Consider the following 15,253-nt stretch of genomic DNA (forward strand, 5'->3'; position numbering starts at 1 on the left):
CCGGTTCGGTTCAGGCTTATGGCGACTTCACCTTTTCCCGTGCCGCATTCGCAGCATCGATGCCAGCTTGCTTCACCCGATCGATGGCTTCGGCGCCGACTTCGGCGCTCAGCGTATCGGAGGCTTCGCGCAGGCTTTGCGATACGGCGCTGGCGCGCGTGTTCAAGTCGGTTTTGATATCGTCGCTGAGCTCGCCCACCCATTCGTTCTCGATGTCGGAAGTCTGGAACGCACCCGCAATTGCCGCACCGATTGTCAAGCCCACGGCACCGAGGACGAGCGGCTGCCGGTCAAGCATGCCTGCCAACGATGACTGCGCTTTCGTGAAAGCCTCTTTTCCGGGCATGCTGAGGTTCTCGCGCGCATAGGCGACGCCATCGTCGAATCGATCCTTGATCTTGTCCGCCGCTTCCGACATGGCATCTGAAGCCGCGCTAGCGGCCTCGCGTGTGGTTTCACCGAAGCCCGTGGCGTCATCATGATCCATTTCTGGCGCGGTCGGCGGCGCAGCGGTCCTTTGGAGCCCGGACGCGGCCGCGCGAACATTGCGCGCGCCGAGATCAACGATCGGCGAAGCCCCCGCTGTCGCCGATCGCGTCGCGCTCTTGAGCTTCTCGTCGCCTGCCAACAGCCAGACCGCACCGCCTCCGATCAGTGCTGCGGCGAGCGGGTTTTCCCGCACCGCCGTTACGAGACTATCGAAAAAACTCGTCTGCGTGCTGCTCATCGCACCATCCCTTTCACGGTATCCTTGTCCTTATCGAGCTGCCGCATGGTTTCCCGCGGCACCAGACCGCGGGCATCTAGCCGGTTGATGCCGATCGCGAACAGTATACCCGCGATCACCGCGGCCACGATCGCCGACGTCAAATAGGAGAGCGGCTGTGACCATCCTGCGCCGATCATCGCCGCCGATAGGGCGAACAGCGCCATCACCAAGGCTGGGATCACCAGGAGGACACCGCCGGCGATGAAGACCAGCGCGCTGCCGACCTTCTGAACCTTTTCGCCTAACTCGGCTTTGGCGAGATCCACCTCGTTCTGGAACAGTTTGGCGAACTGCGACAACGCGTCGCCGAGCAGCGTCGAGATGGTTCTAAGATCGTTCTGACTTGTCCTGATATCGTTTTGGATGCTCATGACACGTTGCTTTGCTGCGAGGATGACGATTGTTCGCGGTGTTTCGAAGATGAGGAACGCCCGCCCGACGCCCTCAGAAAACGGACTGCCGCGAAACCGGCAAGGACCGAAATCCCTAGAAACGCGGCCGGCTGCCGCTTCGCAAAATCGGTGGCGCCGTCGACCAGGTCGCGAAAACTTCCGTCGCGGACTTTATCGGCCGCGTCATCGACATATTCGGCGGCGGAAGTCATGCCACGAGCAGCAAACGGCGCATCGCTCTCGAAGGCGCGCGCCGCTTCACGAATGTTATCGGCAAGGCGCGCCATGAAGTCCGCACCCGACCGCTGCTTGTCGCGCGCCTGGTCCTCGATCTGGTCCACTGTCCCGGAAGCCACGTCTTTGGCGGCGTCAGCCGCTTCCTTGAACTTGTCGCTGGCGACATCGGTCGACGCTCGGAGGGCGTCGCCGGCGCGCTGCTTCACCTCCGCGCCGGCATCGGCCATCTGGTCCTTCAGGGTCTGCGAAGGGCCGGTATTCTGGTTCTGCGTGAAATTCGTCTCTTTAGTCAGGTCCACATCGCTCATGATCGTTCTTTCAAGTGTTCGGGTTTGGGGAAGGACTGAAGGCCGCCCTGACGACGTCATCGGCAGCCTCTTTGAGTCTGGCGGCCACGTCTTCTGTCATGCGGCTGGCGTGCCCGCCGAGATCGGCCTCGCCGACGCTTCTTGCCGCCGCGTCGGCCGCCGACATCGTCGCATCCTTGGCTGCTTCGAAACCGGATTGTGCAGCCCCGCCCGCCGCCCGTTTCACGCTGTCGCTCGCCGGGCCCATCGCCTTGGCTTCGGCGGTTGTTTCGGGAAGAGCCGCGGCAAGGATGGCGCCGATCGCGATCCCAAGACCGGCGATCAAGGCGGCATTGTCGCCGATGACCTGCCGGGCCTTTGCAGGCGCCGTGGCCGCCGCGTCCTTGACCGCGCCCGCTCTCCCCTTGACGGCATCCATGCCGCTCTTGAGCGTATCGCCGACAGTGCCGGCGGCCTGCGCCGCCCGCTTGCCAAGATCGTCGGCCAGGGCGGCAGCGGCATCTTGCGCATCGCTGGCCATGTCGCTGGCCTGACTTTGAGCCGAATTCAGCCGATCTCTCATGTCGCTGCTCGGCGCGTCCACTCGGTCGGCGGGCTGATCCAGCATCTCTCCCGCCTTCTCCATCACCGGTGCGGCCGCTTCCGCGGCCCGCTCGCGCACCGTCTTCGAGGTCAGGGCAAGGCCAGCCCCGATCATCAGAAGTGGTAGTGGAAAACCGCGCGCCAGGCGCAGCAGCGGGATTGCGACCGCGGTGCCCGCAGCGACCGCCTGCATCGGATTGTCCATGGCTTGTTGCTTCAGCGCCTCGACCCAGCTCTGGGTCTTGTTGCTGATGTAATCGGAGACTTCCGACTTGATGTGTTGGGGCGAGACCTTGTGACGGAGGTCGTCAGCGGTATCCGATATCCGTTCCCTCAACCTATCGACCGTCGCCGCGAACTCGGCACGGCTTCGCTCGCACTCCCCCCTCAGCTCCTCCACTGATCGCGTCATGGAATTACCCTCTTGGATTTTTGGTCGGTTCTTTCGGGACGAACTCACGCTTTGTTGAATCGTTCCTCAGGAGCAGAAGAGAGGCAGGCCCAGAGCACCCCACTTTGGTTTAGGCTCAGCAGTCCGCGCGCCCGGCCGAAGCGCTTGAAGCAAGCGACAGGAACGCGCCGACAAGCCGGTTCGTTGCTTTTCCATGGACCGGCTCCTGCTTCGCTTCATGTCCGTCACGCCCAGATATCCCCTGTGGGTGCGGTACCTCTTGAGCCTCGGGCTTGTCGGGTTGGCATTTGTCGCCAAGCTCCTGCTGGACGATCAGTTGAGACCCGATCCGCTGATGCTGTTCATCCCGGCCATTTTCCTGGCCTCAGTCATCTTCGATCGCGGCTCAGGCGTTCTCGCCACCGGCGCGAGCGCGGCGCTCGCGGCGCGATACTTTATCCCCCCGCCTCCGAGCGCCGCTATCGCGCCGCTCCTGATCTTTCTCGCTAGCGGGCTATGTCTTGCAGGGGTAACGGAAGCCCTGCGCACGGCAGAAGCACTCGGAGGCAAAGGCCTACGCGGACGTTCTCATGATGGAGTTGGCGCACCGGACCAGGAACGACCTCGCGACGATCATGTCGATCCTCCGTCTGCAGGCGCGATCGGACCCTAATCCCGCCGTGCAGGCGGCGATCCGCGCTGGCGCGGATTGAGGTTGTCGCGAAGGTTCATGACCGCCTGCGCGACACGCCGGTCAACAGCTCGGTCGACCTCCCCGCTTATCTTGAGGCGTTGTGCGGGAGCCTTTCGGATCTGCACCGGGGAGTGCGCCCGATCGCGATACGGGTGTCCTGCGACGAAATCGCCGTCAAGAGCTCGCAGGCCGCATCCGTCGGCTTGATCGTCAACGAGCTGGTGACAAACGCGTTCAAGTACGCGTTTCCGGAGGGGCGCCCGGGCGTCGTGGAAGTCGAAGTCCGGAAGAGAAACGAAAAGGTCGTGATCACGGTGAGGGACGATGGAATCGGATGCCCCACCGAGGCGAAGAGCGGTTTGGGAACCCGCCTGATCAATCTGATGGTGGCCCAGATGCAGGGAGGCATGACCAGGGCGCCGATGGCGCAAGGCTGCGAGGTGAAAGTCGTGGTCGTCATCGAAAGCTGATCACGAACGCCTACCCGAAGTTGGAGAATTCAATCGCTGATGCATCCGACTCTCAACATGCGAGAAGCCGCCTTGGCTTCGAGCTTCTGCACATAGTCCGCAAGGCTGAATTGGCGCTTGAAATTGCGGGTTGAAATGCTGCGATGGAGGAACTGGCGCTCGCCTTTTTCAGGCATACTGCCCTCGATGGTGACTGATCGGCGTGATCGAGATGTTCTCAGGCGCGAAGCCCGCCACGGTCAGCGAAATCTGGTAACGGACGTCATCCGCTCGATATTGTAAGGCGGGTAATTGTCCTCGCCCGCCCGCTGGCCATTTCCGCGAGGTCAAGATCGAAACCGATGGTCGAGCGCCGGAGAGACGAAAAGTTGTGACTGCGCAAGCCAAATCCTCCAAAGAGCACGATGGTTACGAGCGGCAGCGGGCAGGACCGGTGCCCGTCTCACCTGACCAAGCCTCGACGCCATCCTTTGAAGGCGACAAAAAAGCAAAGCGGATTTTGGTTTCAAGAGGGACCCGAAAAATTTCGAAGCCGTCGCCCCCAACCGGGCGTGCCGGGTGCCGGGCTGGATCGCTCAAAGCGCCGAGCCCGCCCGCCGGCGGCTCTTAACTCGCGTTTAGCAGGTCCATCAGGAATTCAATTAAGGCGGTACAAAGCAAAGTTTAAAAGCGATGCAAACGCTACCCAGCCCGCATACGGGATAAATAAGAGCGCAGCAAGCCGATTGGCCCGCCATTGCAGGCCTATAAATAACAGAATCAGGCCCAGCAGCAGAATGATGACCGAGAGCCCCATGGCCAAGTTGTGCAAGCGGAAAACAATAGGAGACCAAAGAAAATTAAGCGCCATCTGTCCGAGCCAAACCTGCAAGGCCAGGCCATTGACCTCCTGCAGGTAGGTGCGCCAGCCCGCGATTGCGATCATCACATACAGAATTGTCCAAGTTGGCGCGAACACCCAATTCGGAGGATTGAATGTCGGCTTCTGCAGTGCGGCATACCATGCACCAGGCAAGTTGGTTGCGCCAATTAGCCAACCAATACCCACGACGGCAACAAGAAAGATGAGCAGACTTCGATTTCGTGCTTTCATGATCCAATATTGCACGTTCAGCAGAGGCGGGAATAGGCAGTCCAGACATCGGCGGGCCAATAGTCCTGAGGCGCCCCTCGCGGCGTCTTGCCCGACGGTAAGCTATGTTGTCCGGCTGGAGCCGCGATCCGCCGGCATTTACAACAGGAACCATCGATATCGACGTCTGTTTTGTCTCGTATGAGTGAATCGTTGCCAGTCCTCGTGGAGAGGTCGATCCAGATCGCCTGGGACTTGCTCGAACGCTCCGGCGAGATCACAGATCCTGGCGATGTGAGCCGCTTTCTTCTCAGAAATATCGATGACATGGTGCGGGCTGGAGAGCATCGGCAGCTCATGCTTGCGAACAATGCGATCGACGCTTATCGCCGCTACAAGCGTCTGCTTGCGGCATGATCAACTCCAATTGTCCGTTCTGCGGCGGCTGGGCTGGCTCCGTGAAAACCATTCGCATCTGACGAGACCCGCGCGACTTGCAGTGTAGTGCAGCAACGAGGTGTGCAACCGTTCCGACGATATTGACCAAGGCGTGGAGAAGCCCAATGTGAGCGGGCCGTTCGAGGAGAGCCGCTCGCCACGAACCAGCAGCTCGCGGTGTTGTTGCAGCCGTTGTAGGGTGATAGGTTGAGCGAGATACCCTCGCGCCAGCGTTCGAAGCCGCCTAGATTCCGTGTCGGTTTAGGGCTAGCGCAAACGGCATTTGTACTTTGGGCTGGCTTTGCGTGGGCCATTCTTGTCGAGGGCTACGGCGCTCTGCAAAAGATCATCGGCCGCTACGCTGTCGACCGTGCCGCTGAGATGAACCGCAGCGAAGCCGCGGTACGGCTCGGAGCCAAGTTTCTCAGTCTAACCTTGGCGGAAAAATTGCTGCTCTTCCCGTCCACAGCAACGGTCCTAATGGAAATGTGCCTGGTAAACCTATTCGTCTAAAGTCGATTGCCAAAATTCACATAGTTCAATGACCGCTTAGCTGGCGGAAAGCCCAATTGTGGGATTGCACCTGCCTATTGGGGGCGCCAGTGAATTACGCCGAACACCCTACGCAATCCAGATTCCTTGTTCGAATGGGAAGGACGGGCTGGATGGTCTACGATCGAGAACGCAAGGGTCCAGCACTGCTACAGAATGATGATCGAGCTGAGAAACTTACAAAGGAGCGCGCTGAGTTCATGAAGCAAATCTTGCAGAGCCAGGGCGACAGGTAAGAGACAGCACCCGCTGGACTTGGTGTTTGCGGAGCCATCCGATGAAAATGGTTGCCGAGTATCCAGCGCGCGCACGAGTTCGAGCGAACGGCTACGCATGAAAGTGAACTCAGGAAATGGGATTGCCGTCGCCAAGGACGGAAGGCCAGTCCAATCAGGCCTCCGGCTGGCTAGCTCACTCGGACCCGCGTTTCATACGAACGACTGGCCGATGGTCAGTCCAACGCTCGATGAACTCGTGGACATTCAGATATTAGCCCGCCTTTTTGCCTCGTCATCACCTTGGCTAGTGAACCCATAGTAGCCCGAAAAACGCCCGCAGCATCGAGGACGAAAGCTTCACAAACCCTTTAACCCATCTTTCGATAGATCAACAGGGCGCTCTAGCCCACGTAATGGAAAAGCGCTTGTCAACGAGCCAGAATGCGCCCCAGCCCTTTTGGGAGCAAGAGCCGGGGCACGTTCATCCGCCGATGCCGCTCTTCTTATGAGCGACGACCAACGCTCAACGCGCGAGCATCATTCCTAGCGACCTCTTCATTGCTGCTCCGAGCCGACGCTCAATCTGCTTCCGACCGGTACCGCCCTTTTGCGTTCGTTTTCGCCAATCGGAGCAAGGGATCTAGCCAAGGCGGATCGGCAACTGCTATCCGCCGAGCGATCCTTGGGGCACTGACGGGCGTTTTGATCCCGGCGAGGGATTTCGCTCAATCCCGATATCGAAGGTAAAGGCTGGCCGCTCTCCAGGGGGTTCGGCGCTGACGCAAGTCGAGACTTCGACTTAGTTCCGGCGCCTCACGGCTGCATCGAGCACTTATCGCTCCGGAGAAGCTTCGTGTCTTGAAATTGCCGTGGCACAAATTGCACTAGCGGCCACCCAGCATCCGGGCATAGGATTTCAACCTTAATCGCGAGGGTTGTGTCATGGGCAGTGATATACCTTTTAGTGCGCTCATCGTGGCGCTCGGGCTGAGCCCCATCGCAATCATGGCTATTGCCCTATTCATGTAGAACCAACGCAGGCCGCTTGACGGCCTCTTCTTTTGGCCTCAAGCAGCTTGATGAGCCGTGTGCCGGTCCTCACGAATGGGTGTGAAACTGTATTGTGGGTGCCGGTGAAGCTGCCTATCGTTTGACGAAGTATATCTCACCGGCGAAGGCCTCTTGGTGAAGACGAAGACTGGGTTAGCGACATTGCCATCGAAATGCAGATCGAGGACGGCTTGATCTGGGTCTATGGCGTCGGCGAAGATGGCGTTCAGGCGTTCACCGACTTTGGCATCGAAAACCTGGAGTTCGTCGGGTTACAAGGAAAACCCCAAGCTGCTCACGCGCTCGCAACGGGAATGATTATAGCGCGACGATCTGGGTCGGAAGAGCGCGGCGATCAGGATGGCGAGTCAGTGTCGCGGCGCGATGATGATCGCCGCGATGATTGTCGCGCGCAAGAGTTTTGTTTGCTTTGATTGTCGCGGAGCGTCAATCAAGCGAGCGTTTTTTGTGTCGCGTGCTCCGGTGGCCGCCCTGGACCACGCTTTCGCTCGAGGGCAGTCCGCCTGCGATAGCTCTCGACGTTCATCTCGACGATGGTGGCGTGGTGAACAAGGCGATCGATCGCCGCGAGGGTCATAGCTGGGTCCGGAAAGACCTTGTTCCATTCTCCAAAGGGCTGATTGGCGGTGATCAGCAAGGAGCGTCGCTCGTAGCGTGCGCTGATGAGCTCGAACAGCACACTGGTCTCGGCCTGGTCCTTGGTGACATAGGCAAGATCGTCAAGGATAACGAGATCGAAGCGATCGAGGCGGTTGATGGCACCCTCGAGGTTGAGTTCGCGGCGCGCCACCTGGAGCTTCTGCACGAGATCGGTGGTGCGGGTGAAGAGGACGCGCCATCCGTTCTCGATGAGGGCCAAGCCGATTGCTGCTGCCAGGTGACTCTTGCCGCCACCGGGCGGGCCAAACAGCAGCAGATTGGCGCCCTTGTTCAACCAGCCGTCGCCGGCGGCGAGCGCGGTCATTTGCGCCTTGGAGATCATCGGTACGGCTTCGAAGTCGAAGCTGTCAAAGGTCTTTCCGGTGGGCAGCCGCGCCTCGACGAGATGGCGCTCGATGCGGCGACGGCTGCGTTCAGCGATCTCGTGCTCTGCAATGGTGGCGAGGAAGCGCGCCGCCGGCCAGCCTTCCTTATCGGACTGCTCGGCAAATTGCGGCCACAGCACCTTGATGGCGGGCAGCCGCAGCTCGTTGAGCAACAGATTGAGGCGCGCGGTGTCGACTACGTTGGTTGTGCTCATGCGGCACCTCCGATCTCGGCAGTACCGATGAGGCATTCATAGGTGGCGAGCGGTGCGAGGCGCACCACGACGTTCGGCATCTGGGCGGGATCCGGGGCGAAGTGAGTACGTAGCCGGTTGAGGTCGGGCAGCCGGCCGTCGTTCAGGTCGGCCGTGAGCTGATCGGCGAGTTCGGCCTCGCAACCGCGCTCATGGGCGAGTGCGAGGAGATCGACCATGATCCGGCAGGCCTTCTTGTCCGGTAAGCGTTTGCGCAAGACGTCGAAGGCTCGGCGGTAAGCTTCCCGGGGGAACAGCTGGTCGCGGTAGACCAGGTTGAGGAGCGCCATCGGCTTGCGCCGCAAGGAATGGATCACGTGCCGATAATCGACGACCTGATCGTGCTTGCCATTGGGATGCGGCCGCCCGCGCGGCAAGGTGAGGAGATGCGTGCCGCCGACAAACACGTCGAGGTGATCGTCATACAGGCGCACCCGCAGCCGATGGCCGATCAAGCGCGACGGCACCGTGTAGAACACCTTGCGCAAGGTGAAGCCGCCGGACGATGTCACGTGGACGATCACCTCTTCATAGTCCGACGTGCGGCGGTCCGGCAGATCCTGAAGTGCGGTACGTTCGCTGTCGATCCGCTTGGCGTTGCGGGCATTGCGGCGGCTGACGATCTCATCGATGAAGCCACGATAGGCAGCGAGATCGTCGAAGTCGGCGGTGCCACGCAGCAACAGCGCGTCGCCGACCGCCCGCTTGAGATGGCCATGCGAACTCTCGATCGCCCCGTTCTCGTGGGCGATGCCACGATTGTTGCGGGAGGGGCGCATGCCGTAATGGGCACAGAGGTCTTCGTATCGCCGCGTCAGATCGTCTTTGGCGTCGCGGTCGAGATTGCAAAAGGCGGCCGACAGGCTGTCGGTGCGATGCTCCCGTGGCGCTCCACCGAGTGACCACAAGGCATTCTGCAGGCCTTCGGCCAGAGCGATGAAGCTCTCACCGCCGAGCACGACGTGGGCGTGCTCAAACCCGGAATAGGCCAGCCGGAAGTGATAGAGACGATGGTCGAGCGGCACGCCCGCGATCGTGACACCCAATTCGCCCATGTCGGTGAAGTCGGACAGGCCGCGCTGACCGGGTTCGTGGGTCTGCCGGAAGATGACCTCCTGCTCCTCGCCGTGGATCGCCCGCCAGGCCCGGATCCGGCGCTCCAGCGTGCGACGGATGCCGGCGCCGAGCTCAGGATGGCGTCGGAGCAACTCCTCGAAGATCGTGACCGGCCGCACACCGGGGGCGGCCTTCAGCATCGGCACGATCTCTGTCTCGAACACGCGGGCCAAGGGATCTGGCCGGCGACGGCCGCGGGGAGCCTTCTTCTGCGACGGAAGGCGTCGATCCTGCTCGATCCGGTAAGCGGTCGAGGTGCTGAACGACGCCTTGGCGGCGGCCACGGGCGGGCTATCGGTCTGACGGTACTTCATGTAGAGCCTCATTTGGTGATCGGTAATGTGTCGGCCTGGCACGCGAGTGATTCCTCTTGGCGGAAGAACCACTTGCATAACCAGCCGGCCGCGATCACCAGTCGGCGCGGTCCGCTGTGGATCGCGCCGACGCCGGGCTCGTAACTCCGGTCGGGCTACGCCCTCCCTGCGTCACGAGCCCGGCGTAGCCCTCTCATCATGGTCGACGCTCCACTTCCATCCTGTTCGCCGCGCGGCAAATGATCCACGAGCCTGCGGCGTACCCAGCAAGGGGATTACCCGCCGAGGCCGAGTCGACGTTAAGCCAAAGGATCGCCTTATTGGATGAGAAGAAGGCCGACGACGGGGAACGACGAACGATTTGCAGCGAAGCTGAGAAAGCCTCACGCCACCTGGTCGATATGGTCGAGCCTGACCGTGTTCGCAGGATGAGCTGGCTCTCTGTGAGCGTATGCTAATTGGCGCACAAGAGGCGGGCCGAGCAAGGGAACCGAGCTTTGCCACTTTTTCCCGTATTCTTACGGACGCGTTAACCATTCTTAGGTATGCGCGCGATTTGCATTTTGTGCCAAAGTGTACGTATCAGGATTTTGCCAACAACCTTCCTGGGGCTAGAGCAAGCGCCGCTCGCATGTATTTTAAGCGGGCGGCGTTGCGTTGAATCCTTACAAAAATTGGCTCCGCACTTGGGGTTAATCCGCCCTCTCCGCGGCGCGCTTCCTAATAAGGATCAATCGCCCGCTCACCGCTGCCTCAGTCCGCCCGAGCTTCTGAGCGATCTCGCGCTGCGTGAGGCCTGTTTCTCGAACCAATTGCAGTAGTCGCTGTTCGTCCGCTGCGGACCACGCGGGCATTGGAAACTCCCCAAAATTGTTCCGTCCTGAAATGTCGGAGAGGATCGCAGATATTGGCTAGCCTGTCTGTCCGGTTTTTCACCGGGCTCTAATCTGTCGCAGGGCGTGTCCTTGCCACAACGAGCACGAGTAGAGCGCTATCCGTATCCAGGCCCCGTGTCCTGATTTGATTCTTGGCGTGTCCTAGTTCGGATTAGACGAACGGGATGTGCTCAGCCCATCTTTTCCATCGGTCGCCGTCTGTTGTCATAGCTTGTTCCCGTCAGGTTCCCCATGAGATGATCCCCGCCTCTTGCGGGGAGGCCTTCCATGAAGAACATGCAGGCGCGCTTGGAAAAACTTCGGATCGAGGCGGAAGAGTGTGAGCTAATCAGCAAGCTGGCGACCAGTCCGACTAAGAAAGAGCTATTCGCCAAGCTGGCAGCTCATCATCGGACACTGACCGATGAGGTCGAGCGGACGATAAGAGCAACAAAGCCTTAGTTCCCTTAACAACATAGGATGCATCGGCGCATTGTCTGCGTCACGCTGTCGGCTGGGAGACCGAGCGCGCGCCCGCTGCCGAAGCAATAAGCGCGGCCATGGCCGACACCGATCGCGCTTCGCGCGTGCACCATGAGGCTTTCCAAGATTACGTAGGGCGCGTTTGTGAGCTGATCTCGCGGGCTGCGGAATTACTTAGAGTGCCAGGCCGGACGCCTTCATCGGCCGCAAGACGCGGGAGCCTTCCCTCCAAGGAGGAGGAGCAACTCACCAATTGGAGCGCTCGTCCGCCTGCTGCTAAATGAGAGCATGGATGACTTATTGAAACCGGCCGATCAGTTGATGCTTGGAAGGCGCCGGTCTGTACAGCTCAAGCTGGCTAAATGATCTCGAAATACCGCCGGCGTTCAAAGTCTGTGACCCGATGTTGAACGGCCTCCCATTCCCAACGGCGGGAGCAAGAAAACGCTTCAACAAACCTTTCACCGAAGACATCATTGGCTGCCGGAGACTGTGCAAACCGATATGTTGCCTCTGCCAAGCTTTGAGGCAGCCTCCCAGACGGAAGGCAGGCCTCCGCGCTTGCATCACCGACGATCGAAGCCGGGAGCGCCGCGTTTGTCTCGATACCCAATATGCCGGAACCGATGGCACATGCGAGGGCAAGATATGGGTTCAGGTCTGCACCGGGCAGCCTGTATTCGAGACGATGTGCAGACGGGTCTCCCGGAATGACGCGTACCGCGCAGGATCGGTTGTCGATTCCCCAGCTCGGATAGATTGGTGCCCAACAACCAGGTACCAATCTCTTGTAGCTATTGAAATTCGGCACAGCGAGCACACAGAAATCATTCATGTATTTCAATTGTCCGCCGATGAATTGCCTCATGAGCTTCGAGACGTTGCGAAACGCCTCACTATCGTAAAACACATTCTGACCATCTGCGGACATCGAGACGTGAATATGGCCGGACTGGCCCGGCCAATTCTCTGAAACCTTGGCCATGAATGTAGCCATCATGCCGCGCGTCTGCGCCCAGGCCTTTATCATCGACTTGAATATGATTGCTCGATCGGCGGCTTCCAGGGCATCACAATGACGAAGTGACGCTTCAATCACGCCTGGTCCCGTTTCAAAGTGCAGCCCGCTGAGAGGGATTCTGGACTTCTCACAAAGCGCCAGGATCTCACCGAACAGCTCCCTGTGCGCGACAGACCGCGCAATCGAGTAGCCGAATGGGCCCCGCGTCAAAGGAGCCCATTGGCCGAACGGCTTGTCTTCAATTATGTCGGCGTTCTCCTTGAACAGCATAAACTCAAACTCGAACCCGGCGCTGCAGCTGTATCCGCGGTCGGCAACCCTTTGCAGGACTTTACGCAGAATACCGCGCGGGCAGACGCTCTCATGTGCGCCCGCAAACTCAGCCAGATAGAGATATTGATCGCCGGCATAAGACACCGAACGGCCGGTGCCGGACAGAACGCGCAGATCGGCGTCCCCAAATACTGACTGCGGCTCTTGCGTGAAGCCCGCCGGAATGACGCGGTCCGAACAATCCCACGCGAGCACCGCTTCAGAGAACTTGATGACCTTATTCCCGACGGAAAGATCTTCACCCAGGACGTGTTTGCCTCGAAGGATGCCATCGAAGTCGCTCACACCGATCATCGCCGCAGCGGCTGAATTCGTGCAACTGTCGCAGATGCCGGTCATTGGTTCGCTTCCTGCGGCACCAAATCGAACACCTGGTCCATCCGCATCGCACGCAGTTGGCGATAATCTTCCTCAAGCTGTATCAGGTCGTTGTTCACGAGATACACAATGCCTGGCGTCGACGCCAAGTCGATCGTCGGAACCAGGTTTTGCCCTATCGGAACGAACGCAATGGCATCCGCGAAGCTCGGCAGCTTGCCGATCGCATCGAGTCCGGGATAGCCGGCAACAACACCGCCCATGTCGGAGATCAGCGAGACGCACAGTGCATGAGCCTGCCGCTTGTAAACCCCGCGTCGCCTCATATACCCAGCAAAGCCTTTGGGATCTGCGTAACGCCACGCGGTGAGCGTCAAATGGTTATGGCCCAACGCCATCGTCCTGGCTTTTGCCGACATGGTTCCTTGCAGCCTCGCTCCGAAGTCGACCAGAACCGGTCCCCGATCATCGACGATGATCTCGGCATGAGCAGGTCCGTCGGTGATCCGAAGCGCCCGCAGCGCACGTTCAAGGTAGTCGGATAGTTCAAGAACGATTGGCTCCTTACCTCCCAATAACCGCTCGAGTGAGCAGACCGAAGACGCGCCCTCAATAGGAACAGTGTCATAGGTCCAGGCCTCCGTGACGAAGGTCTCGCCGTCGATCGAGACGGCATTTACGGTATATTGCTGGCCGTTGATTTTCTCCTGTCCAAGCGCCAATTGATTGAGCGTTCCGACACGGTTCGTCTTACCGACGATCGCGGTTACAGCGCGCTGAATATCGGCATCCGTCGAGCAAAAGAACACGTCCTCCGTGCCTGTGCTGTTCAGCGGCTTGATCACAAGCTCATCGAAGGTCTCTTGACGCTTCCATCTTGCGATCACTTCAGCATTGTCGGACACCACTTGTCTGATCGATCGCACGCCTGCTGAGGCCAACGCTTCAGACAGGCGCGATTTGTCCCGTCGGGCGGCCGAAAGGGCGGTGCCATTTGAAGGCAAGCCCAGCCGCTCCGAGATCGAATCGGCCAGCTCAACTCCTGTCTCGCACCCCGCTATGACGAACTCCAGCTCCCTGCCCTGGAGAGCCCGAAGATGATATTCAACGATCTCGTCGTACCCCATGCGCTCGGGCGGGCGAATGACTTCATCATACAGATTAGCATTGAAATGCGATTGAAAGATCGACGGAATCTGTGCAGCCGACATCACATGCACTGTTGAAATTCCATACCGCTTGAACTCTTCCGGCAAGAAGCGGCCGGTCGAATATGCGTCGACGATTACACAGTTTCGCTCGTTCATGCGGACCTCCGGTACTGCAAACAGACGTTGCCGACGGCAACAGCCGTGATGAGAACATTTCCAACGAACGTATGCGGCGAAGGCACGATACGAGAATCGAAGTACTGGAACAGAAACGTGATGACAGGAGCGGTGGACAGGACCATGTTGACCGTGAAGGGCTCGACGCGGCGAATACCCTCCTGGAACAAGAGCAATGGAACGATGATCGTGGATAGCCCAATCGTTGCGATCGCAAGCCAATGTTGCGAGATCTCGAGCACGATGGAGGAATGGTCGACCAGTCCCAGCAGCAAAAGGATCGTTCCGTAAAAACGATGCGCCAACACCTGTCGACCCGAAAATCCGCGGTCGAATAGCAGCTTGACGAGTATATTTGTAAGAGCGAGCGATAGGCCGGCCACGATTGCCAAGACGATGCCGAAGGACGATCGAGCTCCCCACTCCACGCCAGCGTTGCCGGTTGCCGAGATCCATATCATGTAACTTCCAACTGCCGCGATCGTCACGCTCACGACGATATCGGATGCTGGAGGAACGCCCTGGCGCCTGATCAGCGCGTTTAACCACACCGTCGCAGCGGGTCCTAGCGCCACCATGAACGCGACGACGATCGCCGGTTCGGTGTATTTCAGGCCGATAAACAACCCGATCCAACTGATCGCGGTCACGACATTGAGCGACACGAACACCAGGAGCGCCGACTTCGCAACCCGTGCCGTTTCTCTCTCGTGACCTGCCAGCAGATTAAATGTCAGACAGACCGCGGCAAAGGACACGAGGAGAGCGACGAACGCATCCGCCCGCTGAAAATACGATGCCGCATAAACTTCGCCTGCCGCGCTCAGGACGACATAGAGCGCTACAAAGAGAACTCCCAGAGCGAAGCGTCTTGTCAATCGCCCACCCGTCCTCTGCGGGCGGGGCGGCGCGGCCCGCCCCCCGGACCACGCTTGTCCACCAGTTCCGGAAGACTCACCTTTCGACCTGGGCGGACCGCGCTTGGTTTGAAA

Annotated in this window: 17 protein-coding genes and 1 pseudogene; 6 read left to right on the plus strand and 12 right to left on the minus strand. The window is 59.6% G+C overall.

The features are described from left to right. Nucleotides 1–16: 16 nt before the first annotated feature. Genes JEY66_RS33385 through JEY66_RS33400 form a run of 4 tightly spaced genes read right to left on the minus strand, consistent with a single transcriptional unit; the run spans nucleotide 17 to nucleotide 2,700 of the window. A complete protein-coding gene (locus JEY66_RS33385; RefSeq protein WP_018270257.1) occupies nucleotides 17–727 on the minus strand; it encodes a hypothetical protein in 711 nt (236 codons plus the stop codon). After that, the gene (locus JEY66_RS33390; RefSeq protein ID WP_018270256.1) at nucleotides 724–1,140 is read right to left on the minus strand and encodes a phage holin family protein; all 417 of its coding nucleotides are present in this window, start codon (nucleotides 1,138–1,140) and stop codon (nucleotides 724–726) included. The genes JEY66_RS33385 and JEY66_RS33390 overlap by 4 nt, the downstream gene beginning before the upstream one ends. Next, entirely contained in the window at nucleotides 1,137–1,706 is a 570-nt protein-coding gene (locus JEY66_RS33395) for a hypothetical protein (protein ID WP_018270255.1), read from the minus strand. The genes JEY66_RS33390 and JEY66_RS33395 overlap by 4 nt, the downstream gene beginning before the upstream one ends. Before the next feature lie 10 nt (nucleotides 1,707–1,716). Then, on the minus strand, nucleotides 1,717–2,700 hold the full coding sequence (locus JEY66_RS33400; RefSeq protein WP_018270254.1) for a hypothetical protein: 984 nt from the start codon (nucleotides 2,698–2,700) through the stop codon (nucleotides 1,717–1,719). 217 nt (nucleotides 2,701–2,917) lie between these two features. On the opposite strand from JEY66_RS33400, the pseudogene JEY66_RS45510 reads away from it, so the two are divergent. From JEY66_RS45510 to JEY66_RS33410, 3 genes and pseudogenes are all read left to right on the plus strand, one after another. Then, nucleotides 2,918–3,172 (plus strand): annotated as a pseudogene (locus JEY66_RS45510) (DUF4118 domain-containing protein); the annotation flags it as partial. A 142-nt stretch (nucleotides 3,173–3,314) separates the two neighbouring features. Next, entirely contained in the window at nucleotides 3,315–3,392 is a 78-nt protein-coding gene (locus JEY66_RS45515; protein ID WP_373865577.1) for a hypothetical protein, read from the plus strand. Nucleotides 3,393–3,504: 112 nt separating this feature from the next. Continuing rightward, on the plus strand, nucleotides 3,505–3,843 hold the full coding sequence (locus JEY66_RS33410; protein ID WP_157183434.1) for a sensor histidine kinase: 339 nt from the start codon (nucleotides 3,505–3,507) through the stop codon (nucleotides 3,841–3,843). A gap of 29 nt (nucleotides 3,844–3,872) precedes the next feature. Here the strand turns inward: JEY66_RS33410 and JEY66_RS45520 are convergent, their stop codons facing one another. Both JEY66_RS45520 and JEY66_RS33420 read right to left on the minus strand, forming a co-directional pair. After that, entirely contained in the window at nucleotides 3,873–4,019 is a 147-nt protein-coding gene (locus JEY66_RS45520; protein WP_018270253.1) for an alpha-crystallin domain-containing protein, read from the minus strand. Nucleotides 4,020–4,480: 461 nt separating this feature from the next. Then, complete coding sequence (locus JEY66_RS33420; RefSeq protein ID WP_050999403.1) at nucleotides 4,481–4,936, minus strand: TspO/MBR family protein; 456 nt, start codon at nucleotides 4,934–4,936, stop codon at nucleotides 4,481–4,483. Between the two features lie 192 nt (nucleotides 4,937–5,128). On the opposite strand from JEY66_RS33420, the gene JEY66_RS33425 reads away from it, so the two are divergent. Further along, nucleotides 5,129–5,332 carry a hypothetical protein gene (locus JEY66_RS33425; RefSeq protein ID WP_307724583.1) on the plus strand — a complete coding sequence of 68 codons (204 nt, stop codon included), beginning with the start codon at nucleotides 5,129–5,131 and terminating at the stop codon, nucleotides 5,330–5,332. Between the two features lie 2,014 nt (nucleotides 5,333–7,346). Then, nucleotides 7,347–7,607, plus strand: coding sequence for a hypothetical protein (locus tag JEY66_RS45525; RefSeq protein ID WP_035633761.1), 261 nt, complete (start codon nucleotides 7,347–7,349; stop codon nucleotides 7,605–7,607). A 17-nt stretch (nucleotides 7,608–7,624) separates the two neighbouring features. Here the strand turns inward: JEY66_RS45525 and istB are convergent, their stop codons facing one another. From istB to JEY66_RS45530, 3 genes are all read right to left on the minus strand, one after another. Beyond that, on the minus strand, nucleotides 7,625–8,434 hold the full coding sequence (gene istB / locus JEY66_RS33435; protein WP_016842034.1) for an IS21-like element ISBj11 family helper ATPase IstB: 810 nt from the start codon (nucleotides 8,432–8,434) through the stop codon (nucleotides 7,625–7,627). Then, entirely contained in the window at nucleotides 8,431–9,945 is a 1,515-nt protein-coding gene (istA, locus tag JEY66_RS33440) for an IS21-like element ISBj11 family transposase (RefSeq protein ID WP_026191872.1), read from the minus strand. The genes istB and istA overlap by 4 nt, the downstream gene beginning before the upstream one ends. 650 nt (nucleotides 9,946–10,595) lie before the next feature. Continuing rightward, a complete protein-coding gene (locus tag JEY66_RS45530) occupies nucleotides 10,596–10,757 on the minus strand; it encodes a sigma factor-like helix-turn-helix DNA-binding protein (protein WP_018270246.1) in 162 nt (53 codons plus the stop codon). Between the two features lie 309 nt (nucleotides 10,758–11,066). Here JEY66_RS45530 and JEY66_RS33445 point away from each other — a divergent pair, with 309 nt between their 5' ends. Further along, complete coding sequence (locus JEY66_RS33445) at nucleotides 11,067–11,240, plus strand: hypothetical protein (protein ID WP_018270245.1); 174 nt, start codon at nucleotides 11,067–11,069, stop codon at nucleotides 11,238–11,240. 379 nt (nucleotides 11,241–11,619) lie between these two features. Here JEY66_RS33445 and JEY66_RS33450 read toward each other — a convergent pair whose 3' ends face one another. Genes JEY66_RS33450 through JEY66_RS33460 form a run of 3 tightly spaced genes read right to left on the minus strand, consistent with a single transcriptional unit; the run spans nucleotide 11,620 to nucleotide 15,139 of the window. Then, nucleotides 11,620–12,954, minus strand: coding sequence for a glutamine synthetase family protein (locus JEY66_RS33450; protein ID WP_016841940.1), 1,335 nt, complete (start codon nucleotides 12,952–12,954; stop codon nucleotides 11,620–11,622). Further along, on the minus strand, nucleotides 12,951–14,240 hold the full coding sequence (locus tag JEY66_RS33455; RefSeq protein ID WP_016841941.1) for a hypothetical protein: 1,290 nt from the start codon (nucleotides 14,238–14,240) through the stop codon (nucleotides 12,951–12,953). The genes JEY66_RS33450 and JEY66_RS33455 overlap by 4 nt, the downstream gene beginning before the upstream one ends. Then, nucleotides 14,237–15,139 carry a DMT family transporter gene (locus JEY66_RS33460; protein ID WP_172648453.1) on the minus strand — a complete coding sequence of 301 codons (903 nt, stop codon included), beginning with the start codon at nucleotides 15,137–15,139 and terminating at the stop codon, nucleotides 14,237–14,239. The genes JEY66_RS33455 and JEY66_RS33460 overlap by 4 nt, the downstream gene beginning before the upstream one ends. Between the last annotated feature and the right edge of the window lie 114 nt (nucleotides 15,140–15,253).

The organism is Bradyrhizobium elkanii USDA 76 (assembly GCF_023278185.1).
Taxonomy (GTDB): Bacteria; Pseudomonadota; Alphaproteobacteria; order Rhizobiales; family Xanthobacteraceae; genus Bradyrhizobium; species Bradyrhizobium elkanii.